Origin of the sequence: Nocardia sp. NPDC050713, assembly GCF_040654315.1 — a bacterium.
Taxonomy (GTDB): domain Bacteria; phylum Actinomycetota; class Actinomycetes; order Mycobacteriales; family Mycobacteriaceae; genus Nocardia.
Genome location: NZ_JBFAHS010000009.1, coordinates 229,477 through 251,996, shown reverse-complemented (window position 1 = coordinate 251,996; position 22,520 = coordinate 229,477). Strand labels below are relative to the sequence as shown.

General features: G+C 68.2%; 22 protein-coding genes. 9 read left to right on the top strand and 13 right to left on the bottom strand.

The window, feature by feature from the left end:
• Positions 1 to 330: 330 nt before the first annotated feature.
• On the top strand, positions 331 to 777 hold the full coding sequence (locus AB0H49_RS19100) for a hypothetical protein (RefSeq protein ID WP_354998607.1): 447 nt from the start codon (positions 331 to 333) through the stop codon (positions 775 to 777).
• Between the two features lie 278 nt (positions 778 to 1,055).
• On the opposite strand, the gene AB0H49_RS19095 is transcribed toward AB0H49_RS19100, so the two are convergent.
• The 7 genes from AB0H49_RS19095 to clpB form a co-directional block, all read right to left on the bottom strand.
• Positions 1,056 to 1,790 (bottom strand): lysoplasmalogenase, encoded by a 735-nt coding sequence (locus AB0H49_RS19095; RefSeq protein WP_357253087.1) that lies wholly within the window; start codon positions 1,788 to 1,790, stop codon positions 1,056 to 1,058.
• 1 nt (position 1,791) lies between these two features.
• Positions 1,792 to 2,850, bottom strand: coding sequence for a beta-ketoacyl-ACP synthase 3 (locus tag AB0H49_RS19090; RefSeq protein WP_354998604.1), 1,059 nt, complete (start codon positions 2,848 to 2,850; stop codon positions 1,792 to 1,794).
• Positions 2,851 to 2,901: 51 nt separating this feature from the next.
• Complete coding sequence (pyrE, locus tag AB0H49_RS19085) at positions 2,902 to 3,489, bottom strand: orotate phosphoribosyltransferase (RefSeq protein WP_354998603.1); 588 nt, start codon at positions 3,487 to 3,489, stop codon at positions 2,902 to 2,904.
• A 2-nt stretch (positions 3,490 to 3,491) separates the two neighbouring features.
• Positions 3,492 to 4,304 carry an SDR family NAD(P)-dependent oxidoreductase gene (locus AB0H49_RS19080; RefSeq protein WP_354998602.1) on the bottom strand — a complete coding sequence of 271 codons (813 nt, stop codon included), beginning with the start codon at positions 4,302 to 4,304 and terminating at the stop codon, positions 3,492 to 3,494.
• A 25-nt stretch (positions 4,305 to 4,329) separates the two neighbouring features.
• Complete coding sequence (locus AB0H49_RS19075) at positions 4,330 to 5,388, bottom strand: hypothetical protein (RefSeq protein ID WP_357253082.1); 1,059 nt, start codon at positions 5,386 to 5,388, stop codon at positions 4,330 to 4,332.
• Positions 5,389 to 5,489: 101 nt separating this feature from the next.
• Positions 5,490 to 6,263 (bottom strand): DUF5666 domain-containing protein, encoded by a 774-nt coding sequence (locus tag AB0H49_RS19070; RefSeq protein WP_357253079.1) that lies wholly within the window; start codon positions 6,261 to 6,263, stop codon positions 5,490 to 5,492.
• Between the two features lie 113 nt (positions 6,264 to 6,376).
• The gene (gene clpB, locus AB0H49_RS19065) at positions 6,377 to 8,932 is read right to left on the bottom strand and encodes an ATP-dependent chaperone ClpB (RefSeq protein WP_354998599.1); all 2,556 of its coding nucleotides are present in this window, start codon (positions 8,930 to 8,932) and stop codon (positions 6,377 to 6,379) included.
• 288 nt (positions 8,933 to 9,220) lie between these two features.
• On the opposite strand from clpB, the gene AB0H49_RS19060 reads away from it, so the two are divergent.
• The 4 genes from AB0H49_RS19060 (at position 9,221) to AB0H49_RS19045 (ending at position 13,347) form a co-directional block, all read left to right on the top strand.
• Entirely contained in the window at positions 9,221 to 10,156 is a 936-nt protein-coding gene (locus tag AB0H49_RS19060) for an NADP-dependent oxidoreductase (protein WP_354998598.1), read from the top strand.
• Between the two features lie 8 nt (positions 10,157 to 10,164).
• Positions 10,165 to 11,052 carry an LLM class flavin-dependent oxidoreductase gene (locus AB0H49_RS19055; protein WP_357253075.1) on the top strand — a complete coding sequence of 296 codons (888 nt, stop codon included), beginning with the start codon at positions 10,165 to 10,167 and terminating at the stop codon, positions 11,050 to 11,052.
• Positions 11,053 to 11,372: 320 nt separating this feature from the next.
• Positions 11,373 to 12,530 (top strand): FAD-binding oxidoreductase, encoded by a 1,158-nt coding sequence (locus AB0H49_RS19050; protein ID WP_354998596.1) that lies wholly within the window; start codon positions 11,373 to 11,375, stop codon positions 12,528 to 12,530.
• Positions 12,531 to 12,570: 40 nt separating this feature from the next.
• The gene (locus AB0H49_RS19045) at positions 12,571 to 13,347 is read left to right on the top strand and encodes an FAD-binding oxidoreductase (protein WP_357253072.1); all 777 of its coding nucleotides are present in this window, start codon (positions 12,571 to 12,573) and stop codon (positions 13,345 to 13,347) included.
• 91 nt (positions 13,348 to 13,438) lie between these two features.
• Here the strand turns inward: AB0H49_RS19045 and AB0H49_RS19040 are convergent, their stop codons facing one another.
• From AB0H49_RS19040 to dnaK, 5 genes are all read right to left on the bottom strand, one after another.
• Positions 13,439 to 14,608, bottom strand: a complete 1,170-nt coding sequence (locus tag AB0H49_RS19040; RefSeq protein WP_357253070.1) for a globin domain-containing protein — start codon at positions 14,606 to 14,608, stop codon at positions 13,439 to 13,441.
• Positions 14,609 to 15,185: 577 nt separating this feature from the next.
• The gene (locus AB0H49_RS19035; protein WP_354998593.1) at positions 15,186 to 15,584 is read right to left on the bottom strand and encodes a helix-turn-helix transcriptional regulator; all 399 of its coding nucleotides are present in this window, start codon (positions 15,582 to 15,584) and stop codon (positions 15,186 to 15,188) included.
• Positions 15,584 to 16,741, bottom strand: coding sequence for a molecular chaperone DnaJ (gene dnaJ, locus AB0H49_RS19030; protein ID WP_354998592.1), 1,158 nt, complete (start codon positions 16,739 to 16,741; stop codon positions 15,584 to 15,586). The genes AB0H49_RS19035 and dnaJ overlap by 1 nt, the downstream gene beginning before the upstream one ends.
• A gap of 180 nt (positions 16,742 to 16,921) precedes the next feature.
• Positions 16,922 to 17,581 (bottom strand): nucleotide exchange factor GrpE, encoded by a 660-nt coding sequence (grpE, locus tag AB0H49_RS19025; RefSeq protein ID WP_354998591.1) that lies wholly within the window; start codon positions 17,579 to 17,581, stop codon positions 16,922 to 16,924.
• Positions 17,578 to 19,425: a molecular chaperone DnaK gene (gene dnaK, locus AB0H49_RS19020; RefSeq protein ID WP_357253066.1), complete on the bottom strand. Its 1,848-nt coding sequence runs from the start codon at positions 19,423 to 19,425 to the stop codon at positions 17,578 to 17,580. Before dnaK ends, grpE begins: the two co-directional genes overlap by 4 nt.
• 292 nt (positions 19,426 to 19,717) lie before the next feature.
• On the opposite strand from dnaK, the gene AB0H49_RS19015 reads away from it, so the two are divergent.
• From AB0H49_RS19015 to AB0H49_RS19000, 4 genes are all read left to right on the top strand, one after another.
• Positions 19,718 to 20,296, top strand: coding sequence for a TetR/AcrR family transcriptional regulator (locus tag AB0H49_RS19015; protein ID WP_357253063.1), 579 nt, complete (start codon positions 19,718 to 19,720; stop codon positions 20,294 to 20,296).
• Positions 20,297 to 20,352: 56 nt separating this feature from the next.
• Positions 20,353 to 21,147: an oxidoreductase gene (locus AB0H49_RS19010; RefSeq protein WP_354998588.1), complete on the top strand. Its 795-nt coding sequence runs from the start codon at positions 20,353 to 20,355 to the stop codon at positions 21,145 to 21,147.
• An 18-nt stretch (positions 21,148 to 21,165) separates the two neighbouring features.
• Complete coding sequence (locus AB0H49_RS19005; protein WP_354998587.1) at positions 21,166 to 21,369, top strand: CopG family transcriptional regulator; 204 nt, start codon at positions 21,166 to 21,168, stop codon at positions 21,367 to 21,369.
• A 172-nt stretch (positions 21,370 to 21,541) separates the two neighbouring features.
• Positions 21,542 to 21,796, top strand: coding sequence for a hypothetical protein (locus tag AB0H49_RS19000; RefSeq protein WP_354998586.1), 255 nt, complete (start codon positions 21,542 to 21,544; stop codon positions 21,794 to 21,796).
• Between the two features lie 134 nt (positions 21,797 to 21,930).
• On the opposite strand, the gene AB0H49_RS18995 is transcribed toward AB0H49_RS19000, so the two are convergent.
• Positions 21,931 to 22,245 (bottom strand): thioredoxin domain-containing protein, encoded by a 315-nt coding sequence (locus tag AB0H49_RS18995; RefSeq protein WP_354998585.1) that lies wholly within the window; start codon positions 22,243 to 22,245, stop codon positions 21,931 to 21,933.
• Between the last annotated feature and the right edge of the window lie 275 nt (positions 22,246 to 22,520).

The following is a 22,520-nucleotide window of genomic DNA, read 5'->3' as shown; positions in this document are numbered from 1 at the left end:
ACGGCTCACGGCTCACGGCTCACGGCTCACGGCTCACGGCTCACGGCTCACGGCTCACGGCTCACGGCTCACGGCTCACGGCTCACGGCTCACGGCTCACGGGGGAGCGTAGAGGCCGTCGGTGGGCGACCACGATCCAATCCGTTATGCGCAACGTACCGAATCGTTGGGCGGTGGCCGCCTATGCTTGAAATGCGAGGTCAGTCGGGGTGTAGGTCGACCGACCCAGCCGGACGAAGTCACCGCGCGCCGCCGGAGCGAAGGCGGAGGCACGCGCCGAACGGAGTCCGTCCACAGCCGCGCAGGGCCGGATCGGAGGTGGCGGTACGCATGGACCACGCACGGATTCTGCGGACGATACTCGGCGTCACCGCCGCGTACCTGGTGGTGCTGTGCTTCTGGCTGGGTTGGCTCGTGCACCGCACGCCGCCCGGTACGGTCCCGTTCCAGGTCGTCGCCCTGGTCGGCCTCTTCGGCTCGTGCGTCGGCATCGGCATGCTGCTCGCCGCCCGCCCCTCCCGCGCCGACCGCCGCCTCTGGCGCCACGGTCTCGAGGGATGGGCCACCATCGAAGGCGTGCACCCCCTCGAACGCACCGATCACTACAGCGAGCTCACCGAACTCGATCTCGAACTGACCGTCCCGGGTTCCGAGACTTACCACGGCTCCGTCGTTTTCGACGTCATGCCCGCCGACAAACCGAAAATCGCCCTCGGCGAGACGATTTCGATTCGCGTCGATCCGACGAACCGGGACCGCATCATCCTGGTGCTGTAGCGCGTGCCAACGCCCACGATCAGCCCTCTCCCCCAGTGGATTCCATGATCAGCGCTGGAGCCCCCAGAACTTTTCGGCAGCTCCGCGTCCACCCGATCGAGATCGTTGCCGGACGGCTCCGGCGGACGACGAACCACCCGTTCCGCGCCCCTTCCACGAGATGGCCGATCCGGCGCCGCACGGGTCGACGACCTCGGCTACCACCGGAGTCGCTTCCGCAGCTAATCGACGCAGGGCGAAGCGATTCGGTTCCCTCGAATGTCGGAACGCGGTGCGGTCTACGAGTGGTTCGAGGGGGTGTGGGCGTGGGGGTCGGCGAGGAGGTATTGGGCCGCGGCGTAGGTCGCGAGGATGACGCCCTCGGTGGTGCGGCGGGAGCGGGGGGTGCGGGCGAAGAGGCGGCGTAGGACGATGAGGCCGTCGGAGAGGGTGAAGAGGAGGGCGCCGAGGCCGAGGCGGCTGCGCGGGTCGGCGTCCGGGATGTTCAGGCCCGCAATATTTTTCGCGCCGGGGGCGAGGCCAGGGTCGGAGGCGAGGACGGCGGCCGTGCCGAGAGTGACGCCGTAGGCGGTGAGCGGGGTCGCGACGGTGGGCGCCTTGGCGCGCAGCAGACCGGCGGCGCCGAGCCAGGCAGCCACCCGGGGCAGGGCGACCGCGGCGGCGGGACGAGCCCCGCGCCGCCACCACAGCGTCGAGTAACCCGCCTGCATGACCGCGAAGGAGGACGCGCCCGCGATGAGGCGGCGGTCGTCGTCGGGATCGATGAGGAGGATGTCGCCGACGGTCGCGGCGCCGAGCGAGCCGAGCAGGATGGTGCGCTCGGTGGGCTCGATGTCGACGCCGCTGGTCGCCACGTCGGCGGCGAGCAACGGCATCATCAGCGGCTTGGCGACCCACTGGAGCCGGTCGCGTCCGGTGAGCGCGCCGTAGACGGTCACGGCCGCCGCGACGAGGAACCCGGCGCGGAACGGGCGCGCCGAGCCCGGGAACGATCCGGCTCCGTTGGCACTCATGTCAGAAGCTCGCCTCGGTCGGGGCGGGCGGCAACGTCACGACCTGGCCCGCGTAGCTGAGACCCGCGCCGAAGCCGAGCAGCAGCGCGAGCTGGCCGCCCTTGGCCTTGCCGGTGACCAGCATTTCCTCCATGGCCAGTGGGATGGAGGCGGCGGAGGTGTTGCCGGTGTTCTCGATGTCGTTGGCCATCGGGATCTCGTCGGCGAGGCCGAGGTTCTTCTTCATCAGGTCGTTGATGCGGGCGTTGGCCTGGTGCGGGATGAACACCTCGATGTCCTCCTTGGCCACGCCGGAGGCCTCCAGCGCGTCGGACAGCGCGCGCGGCAGGGTGACGGCGGCCCAGCGGAACACCCGCGGACCTTCCATGCGCAGCGACATCCGGCCGACGGGCTCGACCGCGGGGTCGGTGCCCTGCAAGGCCTGGGCCTTGTTCATGAACTCCAGGAAGTCGACGTCCTGGGCGATCGCCTCGGCGTTCTCGCCGTCGCTGCCCCACACCGTCGGGGAGATGCCGTTCTCCTCGCTCGGGCCGACCACGACCGCGCCCGCGCCGTCACCGAAGATCATGGCGGTGCCGCGGTCGGTCGGGTCCAGTCCGACGGTCATCGTCTCCGCGCCGATCACCAGCACGTAGTCGGCCGACCCCGCGCGGATCAGGTCGGCGGCGACGCCGAGGCCGTAGCCGAAGCCGCCGCAACCGGAGGTCAGGTCGAAGGCCGGGATGCCGTTGATGCCGAGGTCGGAGGCGACGGTGGGTGCGCCGTGCGGGGTGAGCTTCAGCCAGCTGGACGTGCACAGGATGAGCGCGCCGATCTTGGACCGGTCGATGCCGGTGTTGACAAGCGCGCGTTCGCCCGCGGCCGCCGCGATCGACCGCAGCGTCTCGTCACCGCTGATCCAGCGCCGGTTGCGAATGCCCGTGCGCTCGTAGATCCACTGGTCGGTCGAATCGAGAACCTCGCACACCTCGTCATTGCTGACGATGCGCTGCGGTCGGTAAGCACCGATTCCGAGCATCGCAACATTTTCGCGACTCTTGTTTACTGCAATGCTCACCACAGGTAACTCACACGTCCTCTAGCTGTCGGACAAACCAAACCGTCGTCCAGGCTAACCCAGGGCAAGATCCTTCAGCCCGAGGATGGAGCGATACTCCAGCCCCTCGGCGGCAATCACCTGGTCGGCGCCCGTCTCCCGGTCCACGACAGTAGCGACGCCGACCACGGTCGCGCCCGCCTCGCGCAACGCGCGCACCGCGGTGAGCGGGGAGTTTCCCGTGGTCGTGGTGTCCTCGACGACCAGCACGCGCTTGCCGACGATGTCGGGTCCCTCGATCTGGCGCTGCATGCCGTGGCTCTTGGCGGCCTTGCGCACGACGAACGCGTCGATGGGGCGGCCGGGCGCGTGCAGCACCGCGAGCGCGACCGGGTCGGCTCCCATGGTGAGGCCGCCGACGGAATCGAAATCCCAGTCCGCGACGAGCTCGCGTAGCAGTTTGCCGATCAGCGGTCCGGCGCGATGGTGCAGCGTCGCCCGCCGCAGGTCGACGTAGTAATCGGCCTCCTTGCCGGAGGACAGCGTCACCTTGCCGTGCACGACGGCGAGCTCGCGGACCAGCGCGGCCAGCTTCTCCCGGTCGGTCGCGGCTTCGCGGTCGGCGCCGAGCACGGAATCAGTGGTTGTCGCCTCGTCGATCATGTCTAAGTCCTTCCGCGTGAATTGAACAGGCCCCGATTCATTCGGACCTGCAGGGTTCGCGGGATGAGTCCGGCCACCGTGGTGATCGCTTTGTACTGCGCTCCGGGCACGCTGATCACCCGGTCCTTGTCCAGATCACTCAGCGAACCGGCGACGACCTGCTCGACGGAAAGCCACAACGGTTTCGGCAGCGAGGACATCTCGATACCGGCTCGCTCATGGAATTCGGTGTGGACGAATCCGGGGCACAACGCCTGGATCCGAACACCGGTTCCGGCGAGACCGCCCGCCAACCCTTCCGTGAAGGATACGACGTAGGACTTGGAGGCCGAGTAGGTCGATCCCCGACCCGGCACCAGACCCGCGACGCTGGCCACGTTGACGATCGAACCTTTCGCCGCGGCGATCATCGACGGCAGCGCCGCGTGGGTGAGCTGGAGCACGGAGGTGACGTTGACGTCCAGCTGCGCCTGCAACTGCTCGTAGGGCAGCGTCCAGAACTCACCGGAGTGCGCGAAACCCGCGTTGTTGACCAGGAATTCGATGCCCTCGGCGGCGCGGGCGGCGACCTTCTCCCGATCGGCGGCCTGCGCCAGATCGGCGACGAGCACCTCGGAGCGGGTGTCGTATTTGCGCTCGAGTTCGGCCGCGAGTTCCCGTAGCCGCTCCGCGTCCCTGGCGACGAGCACCATGTCGTAGCCGAGCGAGGCGAGCCGCAGCGCGAAGCCGTGGCCGATGCCGGAGGTCGGTCCGGTGATCAGCGCCACCGGACGGGTCGCGCCGGGCAGGCGCGCGGGAACGGAACTGTCGGTCATCGCGGTGTCGATCCAATCGAGCTGGTCACTGCGGCACGGGGCCCTGATACGGACGGAATCCGGGGTGGAACGGACCGCCGGGGCGGTCTTGCGCGTCGGCGCGGGAGGCGGGCGGCTCCTCCTCCCAGTCGTCGGCGTCGCCGCGGCGCGATTCCGGACGCCAGTCGTCTTCGGCCTCGTCGTCGGACCAGCGGTCCTCGCGCGTCCTGGCCCTGGCGTCGGGGACGACGGCCAGCGAGGGGCGGCGCGACTGCTCGCCCGCGGCCTCCCGCTCGTCCGGTTCGTTGTCCTCGTCGTAGCGGGGGTCGTCGTCGCGGTCGTCGTAGTCGAAGTCGCGGTCGTCGTCACTCGCGCCGGGCGGCAGCACGCGGGAGGCGCCGCGCACCGGCTCCGAACGCGCCTCCTCGGCGCGGTCGCGGGTGCGCGGCTGCGGACGGCCCGGGTCGTGCTCGGCCTTGTTCGCGCCGCGCGGGTCGCTCACCGGAGGCAGCACGTGCAGCAGACCGGACAGGCGCAGCACCGCGTCGATGGCGGACTCCCAATCCTTCGCCGCCGTACCGACATTCAGCATGCCGAGGGTCCAGTTGCCCTCACTCCAGAGCATCTGCACGGTGTCGGGCAGCGTCTCGATGAACGCGACCATCCGCTGATCCACCGCGTGCCTGGCGATCTCCGGATTCGTCGCGAAGACGACCCGGTCGCCGATGGCGCCGAGCAGCTCCAGATCCGCGTCCTTCGGCGGGGACGCCGTCTTGAGCCGCATGTCGACATCGATGTCCGAACCGATCTGGCGGCGCACCGCGACCAGCGTCGCGGCGTCCTCCAGGTCGAACAGAACGAACTTCTCGCCCTTGCGGATACCGGAGACCACGTCGACCGCCGACAGATAGCCGAGTTTGGCCAGCGCGCCGCGCCGCCACGTCGACGGGAGTGCCGGTTCCACCGACACGTAGGTGTACCCCTGGGCCTTGGCCCAGACCTGGCGCGCGTGACCGGTCCGCTGTCGCTGGACCCGATCGAAATACAGCAGCACGATCGCACCAACCAGCGCGATCGCCGCCAACCCGAACCACATAGCCGTCATCGCGGTCTACCCTAATAGGCCCGGACGGTGGAGGGCCGCCTTTGGTGCCGCGACGGGCCGCCGGTCTCGAGCTCTTGCCTCGACACCGCGGCAGGCCGCGCTCATCTTCCGCCGCCGGGCAGCGCGGTGCTGATGATGATCCTGGCGCGAATCGACCCGTCCTGCCCCTTGTCGCCCTGCACCACGACCATGTCGCCGACGGGCAGGTCGGCGGGCTTGGCGCCGGAGAGCGAGATCACCTGGGTGAGTTCGTCGGTCGAGACTTTCACCGTGTTGCCGGAGACGGTGTCGATGGTGAGCTGGCCGCCGTTGTTGGCGCTGATGGTGCCCATGGTCGCGCCCAATTCGTCGATTCCGGGCAGACCCGGAAGACCGCTCGGTGACGGGTCGCGCGGAGACGGGTTCTCCGTCGGGAACGCGCGACCGGTCGGGAACTGGGCGGTCGTCGTGCCGCCCGCCGTCGTGGTCGACGAGTCACGGCCGCCGAGCACCAGCCCGGCGACCACCCCGGCCACCGCGACGAGCGCGACGACACCGAGTGCGAGCGCGATCCACAGACCCGTATTGCGTTTGGGCGGCGGCTGATCCATCGGTGGACCGCCCGGCGGCACACCGGCGGGCGGGACGCCCATGGGCTGGTCCGGCGCGCCCTGCCACTGCGTGCCGTAGGGGTTTTCGTAAGCGCCCCACTGGTGCTCCATCGGCGGGAGCTGCTTGGTGGCGTTCGCGGGCGGCGGACCCCACTCGAACTGCTCGGTCGACGGATACCTCGTGGTGTCCCCGGACGGGTCGTAGCCGGACGCACCCGGCGAACCGAGGTGCTCGGTCGGCGCATCCTCCGGCCGCTGCCCCCAGGGATCCTTCGGGTTCGTCATGCCATCCAGAGTATGCCCGCCGACCGTCGCGTCCAGGTGACCGAGCCGATTCGGCGAGCCACCCCGAACACGCGGACGCCCCGGCCGCACAGGGCCGGGGCGCCCGGTCGCACTCACCTGCCGACGATCAGACCGTCGCCGTTGCCGCTGACGCCGACCTTCACGGTGTCGCCGTCGGTGACCTCCCCTGCGAGCAGTTCCTTGGCGAGGGTGTCGCCGATGGACTGCTGGATCAGCCTGCGCAGTGGGCGGGCGCCGTAGACCGGGTCGTAGCCGCGGACCGCGAGCCAGAACCTGGCCGAATCGCTGACGTCCAGCTTCAGCCTGCGCTGCGACAGCCGCTTCTGCAGCTGGTCGAGCTGGATGTCGACGATCTGCTCCAGCTGCTCCTCGTCGAGCGAGTGGAACATGACCACGTCGTCGAGCCGGTTGAGGAACTCGGGCTTGAACGCCGAGCGCACCGCGTTCATGACGAAGTCCTTGTCACCGCCCGCACCCAGGTTCGAGGTGAGGATGAGGATGGTGTTGCGGAAGTCGACCGTGCGGCCCTGGCCGTCGGTGAGCCGTCCCTCGTCGAGCACGGCGAGCAGGATGTCGAACACATCCGGATGCGCCTTCTCGATCTCGTCGAACAGCACCACGGTGTAGGGCCTGCGCCGCACCGCCTCGGTGAGCTGGCCGCCCTGGTCGTAGCCGACGTAGCCGGGCGGAGCGCCGACCAGACGGGCCACCGAGTGCTTCTCGCTGTACTCGCTCATGTCGATCCGCACCATGGCGCGTTCGTCGTCGAAGAGGAAGTCCGCCAACGCCTTTGCCAGCTCGGTCTTGCCGACGCCGGTGGGGCCGACGAACATGAACGAGCCGGTCGGCCGGTTCGGGTCGGCGACGCCGGCGCGCGCCCTGCGCACCGCGTCGGAGACCGCCTGCACGGCCTCCTTCTGGCCGACGACGCGACGCCCGAGCTCTTCCTCCATGCGGAGCAGTTTCTGGGTCTCGCCCTCCATCAGCCTGCCCACCGGGATGCCGGTCCACGCGGACACCACCTCGGCGATGTCGTCGGGGCCGACCTCCTCCTTGAGCATCACCTCCCCGTCGGGCGCGGCGCCGTTGACCTTCTCGGCCTTCGCCAGCTCCTTCTCCAGCGTCGGGATCCGGCCGTAGCGCAGCTCGGCCGCCTTGCCGAGATCGCCGTCGCGCTCGGCGCGCTCCGATTCGCCGCGCAGGCTCTCCAGCTGTTCCTTGAGCGAACGGACCTGATCGATGGCGTTCTTCTCGTTCTGCCACCGGGTGGTCAGCTGGTTGAGCTTCTCCCGGTCGTCGGCCAGTTCCTGGCGCAGCTTCTCCAGGCGCTGCTTGGAGGCCTCGTCGGTCTCCTTGGTCAGCGCCACCTCTTCGATCTCCAGGCGGCGCACCGCGCGCTCGACCTCATCGATCTCCACCGGGCGCGAGTCGATCTCCATGCGCAGCCGCGAGGCCGACTCGTCGACCAGGTCGATCGCCTTGTCCGGCAGGAACCGCGAGGTGATGTAGCGGTCGGAGAGAGTGGCCGCGGCCACCAGCGCGGAGTCGGTGATGCGCACGCCGTGGTGCACCTCGTAGCGCTCCTTGATACCGCGCAGGATGCCGACGGTGTCCTCCACCGAGGGCTCGCCGACCAGCACCTGCTGGAAGCGGCGCTCCAGCGCGGCGTCCTTCTCGATGTGCTTGCGGTACTCCTCCAGCGTGGTCGCGCCGACCAGCCGCAGTTCGCCGCGGGCCAGCATCGGCTTGATCATGTTGCCCGCGTCCATCGCCGATTCGCCGGTCGCGCCCGCGCCGACGATGGTGTGCAGCTCGTCGATGAAGGTGATGATCTGTCCCGCGCTGTTCTTGATCTCCTCGAGCACGGCCTTGAGCCGCTCCTCGAATTCGCCGCGGTACTTCGCGCCCGCCACCATCGCGCCGAGATCCAGTGACACGACGGACTTTCCGCGCAGTGACTCCGGGACGTCACCCGCCACGATGCGCTGGGCGAGCCCTTCGACGATGGCGGTCTTGCCGACGCCGGGCTCACCGATCAGCACCGGGTTGTTCTTGGTGCGGCGGCTCAGCACCTGCACGACGCGCCGGATCTCGGTGTCGCGCCCGATCACCGGGTCGAGCTTGCCGGAGCGCGCGGCCGCGGTGAGGTCGGTGGAGTACTTCTCCAGCGCCTGGTAGCTGCCCTCGGGGTCGGGATTGGTGACCCGGGCGCTGCCGCGCACGGTGGTGAACGCCTCGCGCAGCGCGTCGGCCGTCGCGCCGTGCTTGGTGAGCAGCATGGTGACGTCCGAATCGCCCTGGGCGAGGCCGACGACGACGTGCTCGGTGGAGACGTACTCGTCACCGAGTTCGGTGGCCAGCCGCTGGGCGGCGGTGATGGCGCCGAGCGCCTCGCGCCCGAGGTTCGGCGTCGTGGTAGCGCCGGTCGCCCTCGGCAGCCGGTCGACGATGTCCTGTGCCTCGCGCCGAACCGTCGCGGGGTCGACGCCGACGGCCTTCAGCAGTGGGGCGGCGATGCCGTCGGTCTGATCGAGCAACGCCACCAGCAAGTGGGCCGGACGAATCTCCGGGTTGCCCGCGGCCGACGCTGCCTGGAGCGCCGCGGTCAGCGCCGCCTGGGTCTTGGTGGTGGGATTGAACGAGTCCACAAGTCACCTTCCTCGAGTCGATTCCGCAGCATCGAGTGCCCTCCCCACGTGCGATCACACGCGCAGGGCTCGTGCTGTTCAATCGGTCCAACGCACGAGAGGTTGAGTCTGTTCCGCTCAAGTTTGAAATTTTTCCGGCCCGCCACCCGGCCGATGGCGCGGCTCAACGCTACGCCGCGCCATCGTCGAATGCGATGAATCACGGCGTCCGTGGTGTAGGGATGCATACGAGCACCAAAAGCGGTTAGTTGATGCATCACCCTTCAGCCGAACCGAGGAGCGGAACCGATGCGCGCGATCGTGGTACGGAAGTTCGGAGAACCCGTCGAGCTGGCCGAGATGCCGGTACCCGAGCCGGGCGCGCAAGCGGTCAAGGTGCAACTCGACGCCGCGGGCGTCAACCCCTTCGACCTGAAGATGGCCAAGGGCATCCTGGAAGGCCGGATGCCGCACGACTTTCCGGCGATCCTCGGCGTGGACGGCGCGGGCAGCATCGCCGCGGTCGGCCCCGAGGTCACGAAATTCGCGATCGGCGATCGGGTGGTCGGCAAGTTCCTCGTCCCGCCCGCCGGGCACGGCAGCTTCGCCGAATACTCGGTGCTCCCCGAGGACGCGACGTTGGTGCCCATCCCGGAATCGGTCACCACGATGGCCGCCGCGGCGCTGCCGACCGCGGGCGTCACGGCACAGGACCTGGTCGACGCGGCCCAGATCCGGCCCGGCCAGAAGGTGTTGATCGTCGGCGCCACCGGCGGCGTCGGGTCGTTTCTCGTGCAGCTGGCCAATATCGCGGGAGCGCACGTCATCGCGACGGCGCGCGGCGACGCGGCCGACCAGATGGCCAGGCTGGGCGCGGCGGAGACGGTGGACTACACCCGCGCGTCCGTCGCCGATTCGGTGCGTTTCACCGACTCCGACGGCATCGACGTGCTGTTCGATCTGGTCAGCCCGCCCGAGGCGCTCGCCCCGCTGACCGAACTCGTGCGCGCGGGCGGCGCGGTCTACACCACCGTCTTCTCGGCCGACGAGGCCGCGCTGCGTGATCGCGGCCTGCGCGGCGGGAACTTCGAGTCCAAGGGGCGGGCGCCGGAACTGAACCGTCTGCTGGCGCGCGTCGCGGCGGGCGACGTGGTGGTGCCCATCGACGCGACCGTCCCGCTGGAGGAAGCGCCCGCCGTGCTCGGCGCCGCGGGCGCGCGCGGCAAGACCGTGCTGGCTATCTGAGCCGCGAGATGAGCGCTCGCCCTGTCGAATTCGGGCTCTTCCTGATCCCCGGCGCCGACGACTACCGCCAGCTCACCGAGCTGGCGGCCTACGCCGAATCCGCCGAGCTCGACCTCATCGGCATCCAAGACCACCCCTACCAGCGCCGTTTTCTGGACACCTGGACCCTGATCACCGCGCTCGCCGTGCGCACCGAACGGATCACCTTCTTCCCCGATGTCGCGAACCTGCCGCTGCGCAACCCCGCGGTGCTCGCCAAATCCGTTGCCTCACTGGACATCATGACCGGCGGGCGGATCCAGCTCGGGCTCGGAGCCGGCGCGTTCTGGGACGCCATCGCGGCCATGGGCGGCGAGCGGCTGAGCAAGGGCGAGGCGGTGTGGGCGCTGGCCGAGGCGATCCACGTCATCCGGGCGATGTGGAGCGACGAGCGCGCGGTCCGGGTACCCGGCGCGTTCCATCGGCTCGCGGGCGCGCATCCCGGCCCGCGTCCGCGGCACGATCCCGGCATCTGGCTCGGCGCGATGGGACCGCGCATGCTGACGCTGGTCGGTACGCTCGCCGACGGCTGGCTGCCCTCGGCCGCGTGGGCGCCGCCGGAGTTCCTCACCGAGGCGGGCAAGCGGATCGACGACGCGGCGGCGGGCGCGGGCCGGGACCCATACGCGATCCGCCGGATCTACAACGTCTCGGGCACCATCACCGACAACGGCGTCGATCACGGCTTTCTCGAGGGACCGGTGAGCCGGTGGGTGGACGATCTGACCGCGCTGCACGCCGAGCAGCGCGTCGACGGCTTCGTCTTCTGGCCGACCGAGGGCGACCCGGCGGAACAGATCCGGCGCTACGCGGAGCAGGTCGCCCCCGCCGTTCGCGCTGCGGTTGCCGGGGCGTGAGCGTACCCCTCCAGCGAACCGCACCATACAAGGTTCCCCGACCCCCGGTACTCTGGTCGTTGGCCCAACCATGGGGCCGAGCGCAGCGAGGCAGCAGCGGGCGCGTGAGCGCCGCGAGAGCCGGCCGGGCATACATCCCGAGCTGCCGACTTAGCCGAGGGATAACTCGGAGCGGTCGAGAGCATGCTGCGCATACCCACACGACCACGGACTTTTCGGGGATACTTGTACCCCGAAGGACTCCCGGTTACGGGCACGTCCCTGCGCAGCAGTCGAATATCGGATGCGCAGCTACAAGCGGGAAGGAAGGGAATCTCGTCGTGGATGCGCGTTCTGCAGCGCTGGTCCGCGCCAACTTCCGTTCGGTGAGCGAGTCACCGGGCGGACCCGAGCGGTTGATCAGTGCGTTCTATGGTCATCTGTTCGCCGAGAACCCGCGTTTGCGCGAGCTGTTCCCGCCCGCGATGGACATGCAACCGAAGCGGCTGGCCACGGCCATCCAGTTCGTGCTCGACCACCTAGAGGATTGGGACCGCGCGCAGAAGTTTCTCGAGCAGCTGGCGCGCGACCATCGGAAATACGGCGTCGAAGCCGCACACTACGACCAGGCGGGCCGTGCGTTGCTCGCCGCGTTCCGGGTGTACAACGGCGCGATGTGGAACCGTCAGCTCGAAGAGGGCTGGCGCGACATCACCATCTTGATCTCGGCGTCGATGGCCATCGGCGCCAACTCCGACAAATCCCAGCCGTACTGGGAGGCGACGGTGGTCGGCCACCGCAGGGTGCTCGAAGACCTGGCCATCGTGCGTTTGCAATCCGACTCACCCGTGCCCTACCAAGCCGGACAGTACGTGCCCGTCGCCGTGCCGCAGCGACCCAAGATGTGGCGCTACTTCTCACCGGCGATCCCGTCGAATCCCTACGGCGAGATCGAATTCCACGTGCGCAAGATCCGCGGCGGCTGGGTGAGCCCGGCCATCGTCAACGAGACGCAGGTGGGCGATCGCTGGCTGATCGGCGGCCCGCTCGGCGGCCTGCACGTCGACCGCGACGCCGGGCGCGACGTGCTGCTCATCGGCGCGGGCACCGGCATCGCCCCGCTGCGCGCCCAGCTCATCGAGATGAGCCAGCGCGGCATCAACCCGCGCGTGCACTTCTTCATCGGCGGCCGCTACCCGTGCGATCTCTACGACGTGGAGAACATGTGGCAGCTCTCGCAGAGCAATCCGTGGCTCACCATCGTCCCGGTCTGCGAGCAGAAGACCAACCCGTGGTGGTACCCGCACCCCGCCGCCGACGCGCCCTACGGCATGCACCGCAGGCTGGTCGGCAATCTGGGCGCGGTGGTGGCCAGCTTCGGCGCCTGGGCCGACCGCCAGATCCAGATCGCGGGCTCGGCGCGGATGATCGCCGAGACCCGCAGGGCGCTCATCGCGGTCGGCACGCCGGAACACGTCATCAGCTGCGATCCCGTCTGATCCAACGCGGCCCGCGCCGCACAACTACAGAGGAGTTCCTATGACGGAGCCGGGCACGCTCGGCAACGGAGTCGCGCAAGCGGAGTGGACCTCGACCGTCGTCGGCCACCACCGCTTACGCCACGACGTGGCGGTGATCCGCCTGATCGGCGAGTTCGTGCCGTTCGTCGCGGGCCAATCCGTCGAGGTCCGGGCGCCGCAGCAGCCCGGCGTGCGCCGCAGGCTCTCCCCCGCGCTACCGCCCTCGTTGGACGGCAAGCTGGAGTTCCACGTGCGCACCGTGCCGGGCGGCTGGCTCAGCGGCTCGCTGGTCGCCGAAACCCAACCGGGCGACGAATGGCGGATCGCCGCGCCGCAGGGAACCTTCACCGTCGACCCGGAGGGCGACGAGGTGGTGATGATCGCGGGCGGCACCGGCCTCGCGCCGATGCGTTCGCAGATCCTGGAACTGGCGCGGGTGCCCGAGCCGCCGCGCACCTATCTGTTCGTCGGCGGCAGCTCACCGCGCGACCTGTACGCCGCCGACATGCTCTACCTGCTCGCCGAGGAGCTGGACTGGCTCACCGTCGTCCCGGTGGTGGAGAGCCTGGAGGACCCGAACTGGGCAGACGAGTGGTACGAGCAGACGCGCGTGGACATCGGTTTCCCCGCGGACGAACTGCTCGAGGGCACGCTCGCCGACGTGATCGGCTCGCACGGCGCCTTCGATCGCCACCAGGTGCTCGTGTGCGGTTCCCCCGCGATGACGCGGGCCACGCTGGATCGGCTCGTGGAGACCGGCACGCCGGCCGAACGCATTCAGTACGAAGGACTTTGACGGCCATCGTTCCGGCGAAGGCCGGGATCCAGTCGCAGACCCGCGGATAGTCGTCACCCGCTTGGATCCCGACCTTCGCCGGAACGACGACTCAGAACAGCGGATCGTGGCGGATGTTCTTGGTCTGGGTGCCCGCCGCCATCAAGCGGAACTTGGTGGTCTGCACCATCGAGGGCGAGCCGACGATCTGCACGTCGCGATCGGCCCACGGCCCGTAGCTGGCGACGACCTTGCCGATCTGGCCGGTCATGCGCGGCTCCAGGCCCGGCCACATTCGCTCGACCTCTCCGGCTTCGTAATACCACCAAGGGTTTTCGTCGCTCTCGCTGACCGGCGTGACGGTCAGCCAGCGGTTGGCCATGGCCAGCTTGCTCAACGTCTCCAAATCGTAGAGATCGCACGGGTGATGGCCGCCGACGAACAGGTGCACCTTCGGATTGGTTCGCCGCTGCGCCATTTGCATGAGCTGGGCGCGCAGCGGCGCGATACCGGTGCCGCAGCCCACCATGAGCATCTTGCGTTTGGTGTTGCGCGGCACGCCGAGGCCGCCGAGCGGCGAGCCGATCAGCCACTGGTCCCCGACCTGCGTCTGGCCGACGATGGCCGGGCTGACCCAGCCGCCGAGCACGCCGCGCACGTGGAACTCGATCTCGCCGTTGGCATTCGCGGGCACGGCGGGCGAGAGGTACCGCCACATCCGCGGCCGCGACGGGATCTGCACGCTCATGTATTGACCCGCGGCGTACTGCATCGGCTGATCGAGCTGTAATCGCACGATGGCGAGATTGCGTAGGACGAGCCGGTTCTCCAGCACCCGGCCGGACCAGACCGCGGGCGTCATCTCCTTCTCGGCGGCGCCCATCATCGTCTCGCTGATGACCGTCAGGCCCTCGTCCCAGGCCCTCTCGACCTCGTCGGTCCACATCTCGGTACCCGCGAAGCGCCGCATCGCGGTCTTCAGCGAAGTGGCCACCGCGGCGTAATGTTCGGCCTGCACACCGTATTTGCGGTGATCGCGGCCGAGTTGAGCGAGGAACGGCAACAGCTTGTTCGGTTCCTCGAGCCGATCGAGCGCGTAGCCGATGGCCTTGACGAGACGGTCACGCTGCGAATCCATCGCGGCGGGGAAGAAATCGCGGACCTGCGGATAGTCCGAGAACAGGGTCGCGTAGAACGACCTGGCTAGTCTTTCCGGCCCCCCTTCCTCCGCAGCAACCGCCTTGAACGTCGTTCTGATCAAAGCGACAGTCCGCGAATCCATTTGTCTCACAACCCCATTTCGCACTAGAACATAATGCGCGCCGGCGAGTGAGGTGCTGCGGGACACTCGACAGCAGCCGATGCCATGGAGTGTAGGCGAGGTTAGCCAGCAACGGAATGCCACCTTCGAACATCACGCGTGTAATTCCACCGAAACAAGAATCGAAAGAGCAAAACCCCCAAATAACAGACCGAAAGACCGTAATAGAGCGCTGGATTCGGTCGCACCTTCACCGAATTCGCGTGCCCCGGTTTGCAAGACTCGTCCAGTTGACCTGGGGCGAGCGATCTTTGGGCAACCGCCCGCACGCCACCGGGACCCGCGCCGGAGCAATTTCCGCGCATTCGCGGCGTCGAGAACAAGCGGACCAGACGGTTCGATACACCGTACGAATACGACCGCGAAAAGACCTGTGGCCCAGCAAACTCGAGTACTCCTCCAGCAAACTTCCACTGCATTTCATCGGAGCGTCTCTCGGAATTTCCCGCGCGTCCAACTACTGATCAAATGACCAGAAATAGCGAAGGGCCCCGCTCCGACCCGAGAGGTCGGCAGCGGGGCCCGAGAACCCTTCGCCTCAGCGCTGATTACGTGGCTTCCACACCACCAGCGCCGTACTGCGTTGCGGCGGAGTGAGATCCGGACGGTAGCCCGCCCGCAGCCGCTCCAATTCCGCACGCGTCTCGGCGAGTTGCTCGCGTAATTCCTCGACCTGATTGGTCAGTTCGATGATGCGTTTGATGCCCGCCAGGTTCACGCCCTCGTCTTGGGACAGCCGCTGCACTTCGCGCAGCAGCTCGACGTCCCGCGCCGAATAACGTCGCCCGCCACCCGAAGTACGTTGCGGCGTCACGAGTCCCAGGCGGTCATAGGTGCGCAGGGTCTGCGCGTGCATGCCCGCCAGCTGGGCCGCCACCGAGATCATGAAGAACTCGGTTCGCGACGCACCGGACGCCTTCTTCGGATCAGTGGACATCACGCACCTGCCCATCCCGCACGAGGATCGAATCCGCTGGACTTCTCCGCCTCCCGGTAGCGCTCCAGCGCGTCGGTGGCATCGCTGTCCAGTTTCTGCGGCACCGCGACCTTGACGGTGACCAGCAGGTCACCCGCGCCGCCGCCGCGCTTGGGAACGCCGCGGCCACGCACCCGCAGGATCCGGCCGTCGGCGGTGCCCGGCGGCACCTTCACGCCGACGCGCCCTTCCAATGTGGGCACGGAAACCGTTGTGCCGAGCACCAACTCAGCGTAACTGACCGGCAGCACCAGGGTGAGGTCGTCGCCGTTGCGGCCGAAGACCTTGTCCTGGCTGACGTGCACGCTGACGTACAGGTCGCCCGAGGGCGCACCGCGCAGTCCCGCCTCGCCCTGCCCCGCCAACCGGATCCGCTGGCCGTCGCTGACGCCCGGCGGAATCCGCACCGTGATGGTGCGGGTGCGGTTCTGGATCCCGTTGCCGTGGCAGTCGGGGCACGGGTCGTCGATGATCGAGCCGGAACCCCGGCACTCGTCGCACGGCTCGCTGAATCCGAACGCGCCCTGGTTGCGGCTGATCACACCGGCGCCGTTGCAGTTGGGGCAGACCCGGGGACTGGTCCCCGGTTTCGCACCGCTGCCGTGACACGTGGTGCACGGCGACGGACTTGTCATCCGCAGCGGAACGGTGACGCCCTGCGCGGCCTCGCGGAAGCCCAGGGTCGTCTCGGTCTCCACGTCGGCGCCGCGCCGCGGCCTGCTCGTGGAGCGGGTGCCGCCCCGATTGAACAGGCCGCCGAGCAGGTCACCGAGCCCGCCGTCACCTGTGGTGGCGCCGCCGAAGATATCGCCGATATTGAAGTCCTGCGAGAAGCCGCCCCCGCCACCGGGTGTGAACCCGCCACGCGGATAACCGCCGCCCGCGAAGAGTTTTCGCGTGTCGTCGTACTCCTTGCGCTTGGCCGGATCCGACAGCACGGCATGCGCCTCGCTGACGGCCTTGAAGCGCTCCTCGGCCTTGGTGTCACCCGGATTGGCGTCCGGATGCAGGTCGCGGGCGAGCTTGCGGTACGCCTTCTTGATCTCGTCCTGCGAAGCGCTGGAGGAGATACCCAGCTCCTTGTAGAAGTCCTTTTCGATCCACTCCCGTTGGCTCACCGAGTATCTCCTCCTTTCGCAGTGTTGGATTCGCCGCGCTCCCGGGCCCCTACGCGGCCACGCTTCGCTACCGCCTCCGGGTCCGTCGCTCGCGCAGCGGGGTTGGATTCGCCGCGCTCCCGGGCCCCTACGTGGCCACGCTTCGCTACCGCCTCCGGGTCCGTCGCTCGCGCAGCAGTGTTAGTCGTCAGCATTGGCATCTGCATCCGATGCCTCGTTCTCAGCCAGATCGGCCACGCCATCGGTTACCCCGACGAGCGCGTGCCGAAGCACCCGATCGCCGAACCGATAGCCCTTGCGCATTACGACACCGAGCACCGGATCCGCGCCGGAACCCTCGTGCTGCACGGCCTCGTGCAGGGTCGGATCGAAGGGCTCGCCCTCCGTGCCGAACTCCTCGAGGCCTTGCTTGCGCAGCGCGTCGACCAGTTTGTCCGCCACCGACTTCAGCGGTCCGGACTCGAGGTCGCCGTGGGCCCTCGCGCGATCCAGATCGTCGAGCACGCCGAGCAGTTCGGTGACCACGGCCGCCTTGGCGCCGTCGATGGCGGCCTTGCGGTCGCGCTCGACGCGGCGCCGGTAGTTGGCGTATTCCGCGGTCAGCCGCTGTAGGTCGGCGGTGCGCTCGGCCAGCTCGACACCGATCGTGTCGGCCAGCGTCTCGGCTGCCTCGGCAGTCCCGACGCCATTGCCTTCCGCACCGTTCGCGCCCTCGGGGCCGGGCCCGGTCGCGTTGTCCGCGACCGGTTCCCGGACCTCACCGGTGGCCGGATCGACCTTGCGCTTGTCGACGAAGGTGATCGGCTCCTGTGCCGAATCGCCCTGGTTGTCCTCGGTCACTTCTTCTCCGTGTCGACCGGCTCGTCAACGACCTCGGCATCGACGACCTGGTCGTCGTTCGCGGAGCTGGACGCGCCGTTGCCGGACGCGGCCTGCTCGGCGGCGGAGGCCTCGTAGATGGCCTGGCCGAGCGCCTGCGACTCGGTGGCGAGCTTCTCCACCGCGGACTTCACGGCCGCGATGTCGGTGCCCTTCAGCGCCTCGTTGGCCTCGGCAATGGCCGCCTCGACCTTGGACTTCACGTCCGCGGGCACCTTGTCCTCGTTCTCCTTGATGAACTTCTCGGTCTGGTGCACCAGCGACTCGGCCTGGTTGCGGGTCTCCGCCTCCTCGCGACGCGCCTTGTCCTCGGCCGCGTGCGCCTCGGCGTCCTTCACCATCCGGTCGATCTCCTCCTTGGACAGGCCGGAGCCGTCCTGGATCTTGATCGTGTTCTCCTTGCCGGTGCCCTTGTCCTTCGCGGTGACGTGCACGATGCCGTTGGCGTCGATGTCGAAGGTGACCTCGATCTGCGGCACGCCGCGCGGGGCCGGCGGGATGCCGGTCAGCTCGAAGGAGCCGAGCAGCTTGTTGTGCGAGGCGATCTCGCGCTCACCCTGGAACACCTGGATCTGCACCGACGGCTGGTTGTCGTCGGCCGTGGTGAAGGTCTCCGAGCGCTTGGTCGGAATGGTGGTGTTGCGCTCGATGAGCTTGGTCATCACGCCGCCCTTGGTCTCGATGCCCAGCGACAGCGGGGTCACATCGAGCAGCAGGACGTCCTTGACCTCACCCTTGAGCACGCCGGCCTGCAGGGCGGCGCCCACGGCGACGACCTCGTCCGGGTTCACGCCCTTGTTGGGCTCCTTGCCGCCGGTCAGCTCGCGGACCAGATCGGAGACGGCGGGCATACGGGTCGAGCCACCGACGAGGACCACGTGGTCGATGTCGGCGACGTTGATGCCGGCGTCCTTGATCACGGACTGGAACGGCGCACGAGTGCGGTCCAGCAGGTCCGAGGTGATCTTCTGGAACTCGGCGCGGGTCAGCTGCTCGTCGAGGAACAGCGGGTTCTTGTCCGCGTCGACGGTGATGTAGGGCAGGTTGATCGAGGTCGACTGCGACGAGGACAGCTCGATCTTGGCCTTCTCGGCAGCCTCGCGCAGACGCTGCATGGCCATCTTGTCCTTGGTCAGGTCGATGCCCGAGGTGCCCTTGAACTTGTCGACCAGCCAGCCGACGACCCGCTCGTCCCAGTCGTCGCCACCGAGGTGGTTGTCACCGGAGGTGGCGCGGACCTCGACGACGCCCTCGCCGATTTCCAGCAGCGAGACGTCGAAGGTGCCGCCACCGAGGTCGAAGACCAGGATGGTCTGTTCCTTGTCGCCCTTGTCCAGGCCGTACGCGAGCGCGGCAGCGGTGGGCTCGTTGACGATACGCAGCACGTTCAGACCGGCGATCTGACCGGCTTCCTTGGTCGCCTGGCGCTGCGAGTCCTCGAAGTAGGCGGGCACGGTGATGACCGCGTCGGTGATCTCCTCACCGAGGTAGGCCTCCGCGTCGCGCTTGAGCTTCATCAGCACGCGCGCGCTGATCTCCTGCGCGGTGTACTTCTTCTCGTCGATGCCGACGGACCAGTCCGTGCCGATGTGGCGCTTGACGGAGCGGATGGTGCGGTCGACGTTGGTCACGGCCTGGTTCTTGGCAGGCTGACCGACCAGCACCTCGCCGTTCTTCGCGAACGCGACGATCGACGGGGTGGTGCGCGATCCTTCCGAGTTGGCGACGACGACCGGCTCGCCGCCTTCGAGAACGGCGACTACCGAGTTCGTGGTCCCGAGGTCGATTCCGACCGCACGAGCCATGTTGGTTCCTCCTGATTGACGTACTTACTTGTCGGTGCCGGGCGAGTCTGGCCCGCCCTACGGCGTGTGCGTCGCACCGCCGCGAGACCTCGCCCCTAGCACCTCACGGAGCACGGTCCCAGCAACGCTGAGCGTGGTCGGCTCAATCTTGCACCCGATCCGCGCCGGGCGTCAACTCAAACTTGAGTCCGACACGCTCAACATCGTCGACAAGCTCAACCTCCGACCTGCGCGACCTATTCCCAGAAATTAAAATTGACCTACGGGTACAAAACCGACTACGCTCGATCGCGTGGGCAGGCCGAAACAGTTCGATCCGGAGGCCGCGGTGGCACGGGCGACCGAGGTGTTCTGGCGCAAGGGCTATGCCGACACGACCCCGCAGGACCTCGTGGACGCGCTCGGCATCGGAAAAGGCAGCCTCTACAACACTTTCGGCAGTAAGCACGCGCTGTTCGAGCGGGCGCTCGGGCACTACCGGGACAATCAGGCCGCGGCCATCACGGGACTGCTCGAGCAATCCGGGTCGGTGAAAGAGCGGCTACGCGGCGCGTTGCGACTGGTCGCGGAGACCAATCTCGCCGATCCGGACCGTCGCGGCTGCTTCGCGGTGAACACCGCGGCGGCGCTCGGCGGCGCGGACGCGGCGGCCACCGCGCTGGTCCGGCGGATGTTCGACCGCACGGAGGCGGCGTTCCAGGCCGCCATCGAGGAAGGGCAGCGCACCGGGGAGATCGACCGCGGCCGGGATTCGCGGGCGATCGCCAGCATGCTGCTCAGCACGTTGGTCGGGATGCAGGTGCTGTCCAAGACGGCCGACGGGCCGGACCGTTCGATGCGCACGATCGACGCGGTGATCGACTCGCTCTGAATTCTCTGCTTTCGAGCGGCTTTCGCACACCCCAGTTTTGTACCTCTAGTTAAAGAATGGAAGGCACCATGGATCTCCAGCTCAACGGCAAGACCGCGGTCGTCACCGGGGCGAGTCGCGGCATCGGGCTCGCGACGGTGCGCCGGCTGACCGGCGAGGGCGTGCGCGTCGTCGGCGCGGCGCGCAAACCCACCGCCGAACTCGAGGCGACGGGTGCGGTGGCCGTGGCGGTCGACCTCGCCGCGCCCGAGAGTGCGGACGAACTGGTGGAGCGTGCGACGGCCGAACTCGGCGGCATCGATCTGCTCGTCAACAATGTCGGCGGCGGGGACGCGGTGGACATCGGCGGATTCGCCAGTATCGATGACGCGCACTGGCGAGAAGTGTTCGATCTCAACCTCTTTGCCGCCGTCAGGGTCACCAGGGCGGCGCTGCCGTTCCTGACCGACGGCGGCGGTGCGATCGTGAACGTGTCATCGATCGGCGCGCGCCGCCCGGCCGGACCGCCGCTGGCTTACAACGTCGCCAAGGCCGCGCTCACCGCGTTCGGCAAGGGGTTGTCCGAAGAGCTTGGCCCACAAGGTGTTCGGGTGGCGACCGTTTCCCCGGGTCCGGTGCGGACCGATATCTGGGAGGCGCCGGACGGTTTCGGCGGAAAGCTGGCCGCGGCTGTCGCGGTGGAGCAAGCCGAGTTCCTCGGTCACGTGCCCGCGCGGATGGGGATGGTGACGGGGCGGATCACCGAGCCGGACGAGGTCGCGGCGCTGATCACGTTCCTGCTTTCGGATGTGGCGGGGAGTATTACGGGGTCGGATCACTTGATCGACGGGGGGATCGTCAAGTCGGTCTGAAAGACGTGCTTGCATACCATGATGCCGACGACCGTGAAGCTACCCGACGAGCTCGGTGAGCGATTGCGCCATGAGGCGCAGCGACGAGGCGTCACGGTCGCGGAGTTGACTCGTGAAGCCATCGCGCAATTCCTGTCCGTTCCGAGCGAAGGTCGACGAAGATTTGGTGCCGCGGCGGCGGGTCGAAGTGGGCGTTCGGATTCATCGACTCGGATCGAATGAGAGTCCGAGCCGGGCGTGCGGACGATAAGCGCCTTGGTCGTCGCCTGGTATCACGACCTACCCATGAGAACCGCCGATGCCTCGGTGGCGTGATTGTCGATTGCGCTGTGTAACAAGCATTTCCGCCGAGACGATGCAGGCAGGTCAGCGCAACGCTCGGGGATGAGGACGGATGCAGGTCGGAATCGCGATCGCCATGATGGCTTTGGTCGGCACACTCGCGTACAAGAAGGGGTTGCAACCGTTGGCCTGGTTGCTCGCGGCCGGTCCGATCGGCTTCATCGTTTTGTTCTTCCTGCCGTCGGCCAAGGAGGAAGGGTTGGACAAAGCGACCCGGGCGTCGCGGACTGAGCTGGGGAATACGGTGGGGATGGTCCTCTCGGGGCTCGTGGTGCTGGCGTCGCTCGTCTTCTTGGCGCTCGCGTAGGCGTCATCCGCGACTGTCGGGCGAGCCGACGCGGTTCGGCACACCGGTGCCCCTCGGCGAAAACGCGAAGCACCGCCAGCGCGGGTAGCCAGACGTCACGTCGATCGGCACGCGGCGGGTAGGAGTTCGCGGGGTCAGAAGTGCGCGCTCAACGCGGCGGTCAGGTTTCGGGCGGCTCCGCGCACCACGTCGACCCGTTTTCCGTCCAGGAAGAGGTAGTAGCTCGGCGGCTCGACCGGGTCGTCGAGTTCCTGCCCCACGGCGTCCCGGACGGTGTCCAGGTCGAGCGCGAAGAACGAGACGTCCGCATGCTCCTCGGCGAGGCGGTCGAGTTCTTTCTTGATGTCCTGGCACTCCGGGTCTCGCTCGACCTGGCAGTAGACGACGACCTTGGCGTTGTTGGCGAGGGCCTGGCGGAAGTCCTCGGCGGACAGCAGGGTGTGGATCACGGCAGGCTCCGATCGGCGCGGGGGCGGGAATGGCCAGAAGCAGGTATGCCCGGCCGCTGGGGAAATTCACCTGGCGGGGCATTTCCCATCTGCTTCCGATCGGATCTACCGCGCCGTCAGCGGAAGTTCGGTGCGGCTCGCGCTCGAGCAGTCGACCCCGAACCCGGGTCGCGGAGCACACTCGCGGTCTCGGTGTCCGCTTGTTGACATGGAGCGCACTCCAACTCATAGCGTCTTACGCCAGAAGGTTTTTCGAGCACAGGAGGTAGCACCAT